Raw genomic sequence first — 13,296 nt, 5'->3', positions numbered from 1 at the left:
AATCCCTAATCCCTAATCCCTAATCCCTAATCCCTAATCCCTAATCCCTAATCCCTAATCCCTAATCCCTAATCCCTAATCCCTGTACTTCTCTAAAAGCATATTTGCAAATAATAAGTCTTCTGGAGTTGTAATTTTGATATTTTCATAAGAACCATCAATCAAATGAATCGGAAAGCCTGCTGCTTCTACTACGCTGGCATCGTCGGTAAATGTGCTTAATTCTTCTGTTTCAAAAGCTTTTTTCAAAATACTTACTTGAAATGTCTGTGGTGTCTGAATCAAACGTACTGTGGCACGGTCCACGGCGACTCCGTTGACTCTCACCGAATCTTTGGATGGAACGCTTACCACGGCACTACCCAATGTCTGTGCTGTTTGGTAACTATTTTGAATAACTGTTGCCTCTACAAACGGGCGAACACCGTCATGAATGCTGACCAACCCATCGCCTTCGATGCGAGCAAGACCGTTTTGAGAAGATTGAAAACGAGTTTGACCGCCATCTACCAACCAATGAGGAACTTGCTGGGCTACAGCTGCATGTTTTTCGCAAAGAGATTGCCAGTATGCCTGATGAGCTTTGGGTAATACCAAAATCAATTGGATACTTTCGTCTGCTTTTTTGAAGCGTAAAAGGGTATGGAAAAGTATTGGTAAACCATCTAGCTCAATGAATTGCTTGGGAAGCTGACTTTGCATGCGACTACCACTACCGCCTGCAACAACGATGGCATATTTGTTTGAAGACATAATGATGATATAAATTAGAAAACAGCCTTTAAACAAGAAGTCGTAAGAAATTTGTGTTGAAACAAACTCTTACGACTTCTCAAAGTATTGCTAATTCTTACGCTGGAAAGAAATGGATTAGATAATCAACATTGCATCGCCGTAGCTGAAGAATTTGTATTTTTCTTTAATCGCAATTTCGTATGCTTCTTTGATTAATTCATAACCACCAAATGCACTTGTCATCATAATAAGGATAGACTCAGGCAAGTGGAAATTTGTTAGAAGAGCATTTGGAATACGGAAATCGTAAGGAGGGAAGATAAATTTATCTGTCCAACCTTCAATTGGCTTTAAGTGACCGTCTGCCGATACAGAAGATTCCAACGCTTTCAAGGCAGTTGTACCAATCGCACAAATACGCTTGTTGGTATCAATACCGTCGTTTACCAACTTACAAGTATCTTCAGGAATAAAGAAGTTTTCTGAATCTGTTTTGTGCTTGGTAAGGTCTTCTACATCTACCTGACGGAAAGTTCCTAAACCTACGTGCAAAGTCAACGGTGTAAATGCTACGCCTTTCAACTCCATACGTTTCATGATGATTTTGTTGAAGTGCAAACCTGCTGTTGGAGCCGCTACAGCACCTACGTGTTCAGCATAGATGGTTTGGTAACGTTCTTCATCACTAGTTTCTACTTTGCGTTTAAAACGAATTTCGTCTGGAAGTGGTGTTTCTCCTAATTCATGAATGGCTTTCATCAAGGCCTCATGATCGCCATCGTACAAGAAACGAATCGTACGACCACGTGAGGTAGTATTGTCGATTACCTCAGCTACCAAATCACTGTCGCCAAAATATAATTTGTTACCTACACGAATTTTACGAGCAGGGTCTACCAACACGTCCCACAAGCGGTGCTCGCGGTTCAATTCACGAAGTAAGAAAACTTCAATTTTAGCACCTGTTTTTTCTTTTTGTCCAAACAAACGTGCAGGAAATACTTTTGTATTGTTAGTTACCATTACATCACCATCTTCAAAGTAGTTGATGATGTCGGAAAACATCTTGTGTTCAATTTGTTTTGTCTTGCGATTTACAACCATCAAGCGAGACTCTCCACGGTTTTCTGATGGATAAAGTGCGATCAAGCTCTGTGGCAGGTCAAATCTAAATTCCGAAAGTTTCATTATGCTATTTATTGCTGTTTATGTTCTCTCAAAAGACAACAAATGCCCTACGATATTACTATGTTCACACGGGCTAAGTTATCTATTTGAAAGCGATTCTTGCAAATATACAATTTTACTATAGGCCTTGTCAATACATTTTCTATTGTAATATGGTAATTTTTGTTAGTTTATTCGATTTTTCTAACGCTTGTGTCCAAGTTATTTACTCCAAAAAGTACAAAAAAGTGCATTTAAAGCTTCGAGATGACATGTTCTGAAATTTCTATTGAATCGATGAGTGGATAAAGAAAAAAAGTTTCATAGAAATAAAATCTTCATTGCGTTAAAAATAAATGGCAAATTTCTTTTTGGAGATACTCTGATAGAACACGGAAGAATTACTTAAAATGCTTTGAAATCCTGTAGTTGAGGTACTTGTGAAAGAAAGAAATAGACAGGTGGCGCATGGATAAGGCTTTGATTCATAGTTGAAGGTTTTTAAATTATATCTTGAGAAAATTACATTTTTTTTAGCCTATTCCCCAAATTTTGTGGAGGTAATCTTCAAACAATTTTAGCAAGTGGTGAGTTTAGTTAGGATAATCAAATTTTACTATGTCAAAATATACCCTTTTTTGGTTTAGAAGAGACCTCCGTCTACATGACAATGCGGGCTTATACAGAGCGTTGTGTAACCACTCGAATGTATTGCCAATTTTTATTTTTGATAGAAATATTTTAGATAAACTCGAGGATAAGAAAGACCGAAGAGTAGAATTTATTCATCAGGTAATCACCGATTTGGATACCCAACTCAAAGCGTTAGGAAGCAGTTTGCTGGTAAAGTATGGTACGCCTGAAACGGTGTTTCCTGAGCTTGTATCAACCTATGATATAGAGGCGGTTTACACCAATCATGATTTTGAAAGTTATGCCATCGGGCGTGACAATATGGTACACGAATACTTACAATCGGAAGGAATTGAGTTTCGTACCTTTAAAGATCATGTGATTTTTGAAAAAAATGAAGTCCTCTCAGGTAGCAAAACACCTTATACGGTATTTACGCCTTATAGCCGAAAGTGGAAAGAAACACTTAATGACTTTTATGTAAAGTCTTATCCTACGGAAAAATATTTTTCTAATTTCTCCAAAATAAATTTACCCGATCCTCCTAGTCTTGAGTCTATGGGTTTTTTGCCTGTAGGTATGAGTTTTCCTGTCAAAGAAGTGAAGGACTTACTTGTTAAAAATTATGCAGAAAAAAGAGACTTCCCTGCGATTTTAGGTACCTCTCGATTATCTGTGCATTTGCGTTTTGGTACAGTTAGTATTCGAGAATTAGTGAAAAAAGCACAAAATTTATCAGAAACTTGGTTGAATGAGTTAATTTGGCGTGATTTTTATTTTAATATTGTATATCATTTTCCTCACATTTGTCAGGGAGAGTCTTTCCGTCGTGAATATGACCAAATCGAATGGCGAAACAATGAGCAAGAGTTTGAAGCTTGGTGTAAAGGACAAACGGGCTATCCAATTGTGGATGCAGGAATGCGTGAGTTGAATGCCACAGGCTTTATGCACAATCGTGTGAGGATGATTGTGGCAAGCTTTTTGACGAAGCATTTGTTGATTGATTGGCGCTGGGGCGAGGCATATTTTGCCAAGAAATTATTAGATTTTGATTTTGCTGCCAACAATGGAGGCTGGCAGTGGGCTTCGGGTAGCGGTTGCGATGCAGCACCTTACTTTAGAGTATTTAACCCGACTCTCCAAACGCAAAAGTTCGATAAGCAATTAGAATACACCAAAAGATGGGTACCCGAATTAAATTCATTATCCTATCCACAACCGATTGTGAATCATGAAATGGCTCGTAAAAGAGTCTTGGAGGTTTATCAAAAAGCGTTAAAAAAATAAATTTTTGATAAAATTGATTCACAAACCGTGACTTTTAACCTAAAAAAGGGTCATAAAATCAGTTGTGTTGAAAAAGGGTAACCATTCATAAATGGTGGTTAAGATTATATAATGTTGTGTAGATTTCGAGAAAGGTGAGAGGCTGTTGCTCTCACCTTCTTTGTTTTATGACAATCTAGTTATTATCAAATTTCAAATCTTGTTTTAAGCCACTGTAGCTTCGTAAGTCGAGTGCCAAGGCTCCAATTTTTAATCCAATCTCTACACGAATCGGAATTTTGTTCGCATCATTCGATACCCAAATAATTACAGATTCCTCGTCTACAAAGAAATTGTTTTTAGGTAGCATTGGGATAATTTTATAGGTTTCTATTTTCCCAAATTTGGTCTTGATAGTTTCTTTTCCTTTAAACTTTAATCTCATATTATAGATTTTGTTATCAAAGAAAAAAGAAAGTGGGTAGCTCTCACCAGGCTTCGTTTTATTAAAATCCATCGCTCGAACATAATAATAACTACTCACCACATCTTGAATCCCATCAGGAATACTTAAAGTTTTCTTTTCTTTGTCATCAATCAACTCAAAGGTTTTGGCTACATTTTGTTGATGGTCAAATATGACTTTTTCTTCAGCTTTGTAATTGCCTTCTTGCTTTTTCATGTAAAACTGGTGAGGCATAATTTTTTCACTGTCGATATGCGATGCCCATGTATCACGTACTCTTGTTACCCAGTCTGTTACACCAGTAGTACGACCGTTTACCACTACTTTATAACAAGGACGACCATTGGCCATTTGAAATTTGTCGTCCACATCTACCACAGCTTCGGCGGCGTTTACAAAGCCATAATGCACTCTATATTCGATATGTTCGCCTTTGACCAAGCTTGTGGAGTCAACGATTTTATTGTTTTCCTGAAAAAAGCTAAAAGCAGTCAAGGATAGCAAGATTGTTCCTCCAATAAGAATCTTTTTCATGTTACTTGAGAAGTTTGTGGTTGTTGGCTGATTGTGGTTTCGCTCCTGTTGATTTTTAAAGGTTGATTCTTTGTCTTCTCAACCTAATCCGTCAATCCAGAGCGCTATTTATTCAAATCGCTTTTTTAAATACTCTAAAAATTTACGAAAGTCACCACGAAATTGTTTTTCAAAAATCTGCTCAAATTCATTTTGTTTTGAATGATAGGTTTTAAAGCTCACAAAATATGCATTGTTGGGCAAATCTTCATTTTTTAACTTATTGGAAAGTAATGGTTTATGTGACAACTGAGCATAAATACTATCTTCCTTTGCTACTATTTTTCTGATAAACGTATATTTTAAAGAATCCTTGTATTTATTAGAGTATTCGGGTTTGAAAGTTTTGTATAAACTATCCAACGTTAGGGTAGATTTGTTGAGATGTGTCACCAAAACTTTGCGCCATGTTTTGCCACGAACAAATTTTTGGTATTCGTCAGACTCATTGCCATATTTAGCTTTGAGGTATCTTTTAGCACCATATTCTCCGATAAAATTGGCTAAGTTTTCACTAGTTTCATGTTCGTTTTTGACAAAAATAGTTCCGTGAGTCATTTCATGAATAATAAGGCTCGCGAGTTTGCCTTCCGAATAAAATAGCATACTTGATAAGATAGGTTCAGGGAGCCACCCCAATGTTGAATAGGCAATACCTTGTCCCAAATCGGTATCATAGCCTTTTTGCTGCCAAATTTTTAGTTCTTGAGCAGCCATGGTAGAGTCAAAGAAACCTTTGTAAGTAAAATTACCAATAATCGGAAAATGAAACTCTACGGCTTCCATTTTGTAGGGCTCCGCTGCCGTTACGAGATAAACCAGTGGTTTGCCTTGCTGGTCGAATAGCGTTTGGTATACGTCGGGATTATCTTTCAGTCCTAGCGAATCGGTGGCATAGCGCTTTATTTCGCCAATCAAACGGATGCGGGCTTTGAGTGAATCAGGAACTTTCGGGTCTTTCAATACTTCGCTGAGAGGGCGAGTGTTAAAGGCAACATTCAATCCTCCTTTGGCTTGTGCGTATAAATAGATGGTCCAATTCCATTGCCACAATACGATACCCGAAAGTAAACCAAGGAAGATGAGTACCCAATATCTTTTTTTCTTAAATAAGTTTTTCATTTTATCGAATATCAAAGTTTAAAGGTACGAATTTTCTGAAAACAGATACTTTAGACTTAACCGCCAAGTTTTTTTAAGATTACTCTTTTGTGAATATATTTTTTATTTTTGTATAAAAATAATAGCCGTTTTAAGGAAAAATATTTCCAAGAAGATTACCTTTTTTATACAAAAACTTGTAAATTCACATTCCGAAATCATAAAGCTCTTATGTTTTGATGAATAGTGATAGCGATAACGGTCAATCAGAAAAAATACCACGATGTTGTAACTCATTGAAGTTTTTTGTGTAAATTTTGCCTCGAATCTCTAGGTAAACAAAATAGAGAAGTCTATTTGATTAACCTAAGTTATAAAAATCACAAAATGTGTTACCTACGTTATTTTTTACGTAACAACCCTAGAATTGCTCTTGAAAGGTACCAAAGTTTGGATCTTCTATAGACAATTCATTCAAATAAAGTCATTCTTTTTATCTTATATTTATACAACATGGCAAAGCAACAAGCTGAAGCAAGTAATCCTGCAGCAGAGAAACTCAAAGCCCTACAAACTACGCTTGAGCGTTTGGATAAAACTTATGGTAAAGGTACCGTAATGCGTTTGTCTGACAGTAAAGTTATAGACGTTCCAGTGATTTCTACAGGCTCATTGGGCTTAGATTTGGCACTAGGTATTGGTGGTGTACCTCGTGGAAGAATTGTAGAAGTTTACGGACCAGAATCTTCTGGTAAAACAACCTTAGCAATGCACTGTATTGCAGAGGCTCAAAAAGGAGGAGGTTTGGCCGCATTTGTTGATGCCGAACACGCCTTTGACCGTGCGTATGCCGAAAAACTTGGTATTGACACTAGCCAACTGTTGATTTCTCAACCTGATAATGGTGAGCAAGCTCTCGAAATCGCAGAACAATTGATTAGCTCAGGAGCTATTGACATTTGTGTGATTGACTCTGTAGCTGCCCTAGTACCAAAAGCTGAACTTGAAGGTGATATGGGTGATTCAAAAATGGGTCTACAGGCTCGTTTGATGTCTCAAGCTCTTCGTAAGTTAACAGGGGTAATTAACAAAACAGGTTGTTGCTGTATCTTTATCAACCAGCTTCGTGATAAAATCGGGGTGATGTTTGGTAACCCAGAAACAACAACAGGTGGTAATGCCTTGAAATTTTACGCTTCGGTACGTTTGGATATTCGTCGTATTGGACAAATCAAAGAAGGTGCTGATAATATCATTGGTAACCGTACAAAAGTGAAGGTGGTAAAAAACAAGTTGGCACCTCCATTTAAAGTAATCGAGTTTGATATTATGTATGGCGAAGGTATCTCAAAATCTGGTGAGGTGCTCGACTTAGCTGTAGAACTCGATATCGTAAAAAAATCTGGTTCTTGGTTTAGTTATGATGGAAACCGTTTAGGACAAGGTCGTGACGCCGTAAAAGAGATGATTCGCGATAATCCTGAATTGTTGGATGAGCTAGAACGCAAAATCAAAGATAAAGTAAAAGGCGATGACGGCGCGTTGTTAGACCCAGAAGGTGGTGTAGCAGATGACGGCGATTTGGATGAAAACTTATAATCCTGTCTTTTATAAATGTAAAAAGGAGAATGCCGAAAGGTGTTCTCCTTTTTTTATGGAAAATAGCTAAAATTCAAAAGCTTACTTATTCTGCATCTAAAAGCATTGATCGTCTATGCAATATTTGAAAAAATGAGTATTTTGAGAAAATTTTATTAAACTACCTAAACCGTTTGGAGTTTCATTCACTTTTCCTGTTGATTTCCCCTCAACGGTGCGTCACAAACCTTAAACTTATTTAAAATGTCGATACACAAAAATCGTCGTAAAGTAGAAGTCTGTCACAACTGTCATAACATGCTGAAACCAGAAGATAATTTCTGCTCAAATTGTGGTCAAGAAAACCATGATTTGAAAGTAGGAATCGGACAGCTCTTGTATGATGTTTTTGAAGGGATTACCAATTTTGATACAAAGTTTTACAATACTGCAAAATCAATTTTTTCACAACCAGGTAAAATTACCAAAGACTTTTTGGAAGGAAGAAGGGCTCGCTATGTGCCTCCAATTCGCCTATACTTTATTGTATCATTTGTGTTTTTTATTGCTTTTGATGAACTAGTAGAGATGGGCTTAAATTCTACGAATGATGTAGCAAGAGGTGTCATCGATGGATTGAAAGGTGATTCGAAACGAGCTGATAAAGATGAAGACGATGAACAAGAAAGTAATAAAAAGGAGGACAAATCTATACAAAGCCAAGCTCTGAAGGCTGTAAGACAAAAACGAGAAGATAAGAGTAAGGAAATCGCAAATCTGAATATGGAACTTGATTCGGCTATTGCTAGGGAAGATACAAGTTTACAACATACCTTGGAAAAGAAGATTGCTAGAGATGAAAAACAGCTAAAAACACTTGATAAACAAACAAAACTAGCATCTCAAGCAAAAGGGTTTATTGACTATGTATCGAATTTTGATATTTCGACTGATGAGATTTTAGACGAAATGAATGTAGAAAGAGAAGATACCCTAAGAGCTATTATTGATTCCTTACCTGAGTATAAGCAACGTCCAGTATTAATTGAAATCCAAAAACAACTAGCTTTGGACTCGATACACACGGAAGCAATCACCGAACCTGCGGAGGATTTGAAGGCATACTTTACTGAAAAGCTGGGTAAAAAAGGCAAGATTGAGTACACTCTCATTTTACATTCATTGAAGAACAATGTAAAGGTTCCCGTATGGATTGAGGGGGTAAAGGTATTCACCAAAAGTAGCGATGGAAGTCTTCAAAATAGAACGTATAAAAAACGTTTACTTAGTATGAGTAATGAAGATTTAGACAGTTTGATTATAAAGGAGGAGGGAAGTAAAAGTGCTTTTGCGTTTTTGAAAAGAGGTTTACGTCGTAACGTCACATATTATGAATTGGCTTTTGATGAAGATGCCGAAAAGGCAATTGGCGAAATGGTTCACTTTGGTGTAAATGTAATTTCTTTCATGATGTTTATCCTAATGCCATTGGTAGCACTGATGCTTAAAATTAGCTACAGTAAGCGTGTTCATAGTTTGCTATGGTATCCTTTTAAATGGATATCGTACAGCTTTAGGTTGTTGAAATATACCTTGACGGGGGGCTTTATGCGCCAGAAGCCTTTTCCAACTCTTCCAAAGCTTTTTGATGGACAAACTAGATTTTATTACGAACACTTGATTTTTTCAATACATATTCATTCAATTTTCATGCTCATGCTCATGATATTTGTTGGCATAGGCTTGTTGGTGGGGCATTGGAATATCGCATTGAGCGTTGCGATGATTGTATTTATGATTTACTTCGCTATGTCGCTTAAAGTAGTATATCGACAGTCTTGGCTAAAAACTATCTGGAAGTCTATGGTCTTGTTTTGTATGTACTGTTTTACGTTTACTATGGTACTTGGGATTACAGGCGCTATCAAATTTGCCTTGCAATAGAAGTTTGAGTGAATATGATTAAGTAGATGAGTGATTATTCATGAGTTTTGAGATACTTGCTTAGAAATATCTTTACAGTCAATTAAAAAGGCGTTCGAAATGAGTTTTTCGAACGCCTTTTTTGATACTATATTTCAAAAGGATACATCTTTAGACGTTAATAATCACAAATCATTAAATGTGTTTATTAATTGTCTTTTTTGATGTAAGACTTGTTACCATTTGAGTTGATGTAGTAACGACCACCTTTTGGACCTTCGTAGATAGAGCGACCTTTGTCATCTTTTCCTACGATTTTGTCGTCGCCAGCAGCAGCTTTTTCCGTTTTCTTATCAACTTTTTTCGGCTCAGGCTTTACTGTTGAGTTTTTGTCATCAGTTTTCTTTACCTCTTTTTCTTTTTTCTTAGCGTCTTTGTCTGCTTTTCTATCTTCTTTAGCAGCCTTATCTTCTTTTACTTTTTTGTCTTCCTTCGGAGCTTTATCCTCTTTAGCTTTCTTGTCCTTTTTGTCGGTTTTGTCAGCTTTTTCTTCTTTATCCTTTTTGTCTTTCTTTTCTTTTTTCTCTTTTTTAGCGTCTTTAGTTTCGTCTTTAGGTTTTTGAGCATTAGCATCCCAAACTAATACATTAGCCAACAAAAGGGCAAGGGCAAGTAACTTCTTCATTTTTTTACGATTGTTGAAATGGTTAAAACTGGTTTTGACAAGTACGTCTATGATGTCTAGATCGTAATTCTGCTAAATATAGCAAAATTTTCTATTCCGACTATATATACGAATTAAGTCACTTTTTATTGAGGGGGAAATCCCAAAATATTTTTGCTGCAAGAAGGTCATGTGATTATTTAGGAGTATAGAAATTTTCTTATAAAAACAGCGTATAACTAAACCACAATTCTATTGTACAAAACCTTGAATTTATAAACTATGACTAAAATATCATTGAACTCCTACACTATTAAAACTACCTTTGCACTCATTTTTGAGGATAATTAATGGCATTAGAGTATAACCATAGAGCATTATTTCTGTTCATCATTCTGGGTATTAGGATGTTGTCTTCTCCCTTGGTATATCTCGATTACAGCCTGAGAAAAGATTATATTGCCAAAAATCTTTGTCAAAATCGTAATCGCCCAAGTATGCATTGTAATGGAAAGTGCTATCTTTCTAAGCAATTAGCCAAAGCTGCCGAACAAAAGGAAGCTCAACAGAAAAATGCAGGCACTAACTCAATCATAGATTTATATTGCGAAATCTGTATCATTACAAATACTCCAAAACTGATTTTACCGATTTACGAAATACCTAATCATTTCTTCCTACCTATATTTTATTTACAAAGCTTCTTTTCAAAAATCTTCAAACCTCCCATTTGTTGAGTTACCACTTTGTTGTACAAAAGTTTGAGCTGGTGTATTATGTCATAATATGCATGTAGCACTATGTCTCTGTACCCACAATTATCACAATTTGTTGAGGAAAACAGTACAGTTTTCTGTTTCTGACAGAGATTGAACGACTGTTTTCTCTTGTAAATACTAGGTTTATCCTATCTAATATTCCAAATTATATTCTCATGAAAAAAGTACTTTTTTCCATTCTATTTATAGGTAATTATATTGCTTCACAAGCACAAGACAAAGATTCTACTATTTTAAAAAATACAGATTTACACGAAGTAATTATTCGTGGAGTAAATAACTCAGCAGATGTGTCGAGTGAATACACTTCAAGAATACCGTTGAAAAATTTAGAAAACCCTCAGGTTACACATTCAGTAAATAGCAAGTTGATTTTGAACCGCAACTATTTTGTGCAATACAACATGCTGTCGAATGCCACTGGTGTATCGCCAAGTTGGGCAGGTGTTTCGCCATATTACACCGTAAGAGGATTTCGCACGCGTTCTAACTTTAGAAATGGAATATTGGGATATGTCGCCTCAGATATTGATCCTGTCAATATCGCTCAGTTGGATGTAGTAAAGGGACCAAGCGGAACCTTGTTTGGAAGTTCAATGACAGTATTTGGAGGTGTAATCAACCGTGTGACAGTCAAACCACAAGATGATAATTTTACAAGTATTACTTTGGCAGGAGGTAATAACAATTTTCAACGTGCGACTTTTGATGTCAATGCAAAGTTAGATGCTCAATCCAAAAGCTTGATGCGTGTAACAGGTGCTTACACCAACAAAGAAAGTTTTCAAGACCAAGGTGTTTACCAAAACTTATTTTTAGCACCAAGCTTTACATATAGAGCATCAGACAAATTGAGAATTGATGCAGAAGCGGAAATTTTGAGAAGAGTTTCGACCAATAATTTGTTATTGACACCCATGAACCCTCTCAAAAATGGTGTGTTGACTTATGCCGAAAGTCCAAGTGGATTGAATTTAGATTATTACAAATCTTACACAGATAATAGTGTTTTGTATAAAACTACAGCTATAAACTTGTACGGAAAAATTAGCTATATGCTGTCAAATCAATGGAAATCGGAAACAAATTTGATGACTTCAAATAGCGAGTCTTATGGCAACTATCAAACGATGGTTATGACCAATAATAATGCCTCGATTGTGCGTAGAATTGTCAATTATGCACCAGAGACTATTATTAATCAACAAATTCAACAAAACTTTATTGGTGATTTGACGACAGGTTCAGTGCGTCACAGAGTATTATTAGGAGCTGATTATTATCGATATGTATATGGTACTACAGCCAACGGTTTGGATGGTTCAAGAGCTAATGCAGCCAACGGCGTAGTGCGTCCGACTTTTGACACAGTAGCAGTGGCAGGAAAAAGTGTTAACTACGGATTACTCAATGAAAGTGAAATCAATAGCAGATTGTTAGGTAGAGTACCTGCTATCACTAAAACTACGTTTACGACTTACTCGATATATGCCTCAGATGTGATTAACCCTACCAAAAACTTGACTTTGATGTTAAGTGCTAGAGTAGATTTCTTGCAAAATTCAGGTACTTATAATAAGACAACAGACGTTTGGACTGGAGCTTACGACCAAACTGCTTTTTCTCCTAAAGTTGGTTTAACATATCAGCTATTACCTGAACAATTAGCTTTTTTCGCCAGTTACATGAATGGTTTTCAGAATGTAGCGCCTGTCAGTCAGGTAGATGGAACGGTAGCAAATTTCAAACCTCAATATGGTAACCAGTTCGAAACAGGTTTGAAATATGCTCATGAAAAACATTTATTAGATGCAAGCTTGAGTTTGTATGATATTCGAATTAGCAATACGGTGCGTGCCAATCCTGAGAATGTTTCGATGTTTATTCAAAATGGAAAACAATATAGTCGTGGAGTGGAAATAGATTTGCAGAGTCGCCCAGTAGAAGGGTTGTATTTGCACGGAGGTGTAGCGTATAATGATAGTAAGTTAACGTCGTCAGATGCCAATACCGAAGGTTTACGACCTGTAAATTCAGGACCTGCTTGGGTGAGCAATTGGTATGCAAACTATACTTTTATGAAAGGTGATTTAAAAGGATTGGGAATAGGTTTTGGAGGAAATTATTATGGAAAAGATAACATTATTAATACCAAATCAGCTGGAACATTTGCGACAGATGCTTATACTTTGTTTAATGCGGTAGTTAGCTATTCTCAAAAAGCATATACCTTATCATTGAGTGGAGATAATATTTTTGATACAAAATATTACTATGGTGGTCGTGGATTTATCACACCGGGGAATTTGCGTCAAGTAATTCTTTCATTGAAATTAAATTTGTAGAAGATTATAATATCTGATTATTTCAGACAATAAGAGCAGAGTTTTAAGGAAATGTTTCTTTTA

General features: G+C 36.3%; 10 protein-coding genes. 5 read left to right on the top strand and 5 right to left on the bottom strand.

Features of this window, described 5'->3' with window-relative positions:
* Positions 1-75 precede the first annotated feature (75 nt).
* Together GVN22_RS16860 and queA are read right to left on the bottom strand one after the other, a co-directional pair.
* On the bottom strand, positions 76-753 hold the full coding sequence (locus GVN22_RS16860; RefSeq protein ID WP_166552185.1) for a 2-C-methyl-D-erythritol 4-phosphate cytidylyltransferase: 678 nt from the start codon (positions 751-753) through the stop codon (positions 76-78).
* A 117-nt stretch (positions 754-870) separates the two neighbouring features.
* Entirely contained in the window at positions 871-1,923 is a 1,053-nt protein-coding gene (gene queA / locus GVN22_RS16855; RefSeq protein ID WP_166552184.1) for a tRNA preQ1(34) S-adenosylmethionine ribosyltransferase-isomerase QueA, read from the bottom strand.
* Between the two features lie 597 nt (positions 1,924-2,520).
* Here queA and GVN22_RS16850 point away from each other — a divergent pair.
* On the top strand, positions 2,521-3,825 hold the full coding sequence (locus GVN22_RS16850; RefSeq protein WP_166552183.1) for a deoxyribodipyrimidine photo-lyase: 1,305 nt from the start codon (positions 2,521-2,523) through the stop codon (positions 3,823-3,825).
* A 175-nt stretch (positions 3,826-4,000) separates the two neighbouring features.
* On the opposite strand, the gene GVN22_RS16845 is transcribed toward GVN22_RS16850, so the two are convergent.
* Together GVN22_RS16845 and GVN22_RS16840 are read right to left on the bottom strand one after the other, a co-directional pair.
* On the bottom strand, positions 4,001-4,804 hold the full coding sequence (locus GVN22_RS16845; RefSeq protein ID WP_166552182.1) for a DUF3108 domain-containing protein: 804 nt from the start codon (positions 4,802-4,804) through the stop codon (positions 4,001-4,003).
* A 108-nt stretch (positions 4,805-4,912) separates the two neighbouring features.
* On the bottom strand, positions 4,913-5,965 hold the full coding sequence (locus GVN22_RS16840; protein WP_166552181.1) for an aminopeptidase: 1,053 nt from the start codon (positions 5,963-5,965) through the stop codon (positions 4,913-4,915).
* A 492-nt stretch (positions 5,966-6,457) separates the two neighbouring features.
* Between GVN22_RS16840 and recA the strand changes: the two genes are divergently transcribed.
* Positions 6,458-7,543, top strand: a complete 1,086-nt coding sequence (recA, locus tag GVN22_RS16835; protein WP_166552180.1) for a recombinase RecA — start codon at positions 6,458-6,460, stop codon at positions 7,541-7,543.
* A gap of 243 nt (positions 7,544-7,786) precedes the next feature.
* Entirely contained in the window at positions 7,787-9,466 is a 1,680-nt protein-coding gene (locus GVN22_RS16830) for a DUF3667 domain-containing protein (protein WP_166552179.1), read from the top strand.
* A gap of 187 nt (positions 9,467-9,653) precedes the next feature.
* Here GVN22_RS16830 and GVN22_RS16825 read toward each other — a convergent pair whose 3' ends face one another.
* Complete coding sequence (locus GVN22_RS16825; protein ID WP_166552178.1) at positions 9,654-10,130, bottom strand: hypothetical protein; 477 nt, start codon at positions 10,128-10,130, stop codon at positions 9,654-9,656.
* A gap of 329 nt (positions 10,131-10,459) precedes the next feature.
* Here GVN22_RS16825 and GVN22_RS16820 point away from each other — a divergent pair, with 329 nt between their 5' ends.
* Complete coding sequence (locus GVN22_RS16820) at positions 10,460-10,846, top strand: hypothetical protein (RefSeq protein WP_166552177.1); 387 nt, start codon at positions 10,460-10,462, stop codon at positions 10,844-10,846.
* Positions 10,847-11,043: 197 nt separating this feature from the next.
* A complete protein-coding gene (locus GVN22_RS16815) occupies positions 11,044-13,233 on the top strand; it encodes a TonB-dependent siderophore receptor (RefSeq protein WP_166552176.1) in 2,190 nt (729 codons plus the stop codon).
* Positions 13,234-13,296: the final 63 nt, after the last annotated feature.

The organism is Cellulophaga sp. BC115SP, from assembly GCF_009905545.1.
GTDB lineage: Bacteria > Bacteroidota > Bacteroidia > Cytophagales > Spirosomataceae > Flectobacillus > Flectobacillus rivi.
Note: the sequence above shows the minus strand (reverse complement) of the source record. Positions and strands in the feature narration are given on the sequence as shown.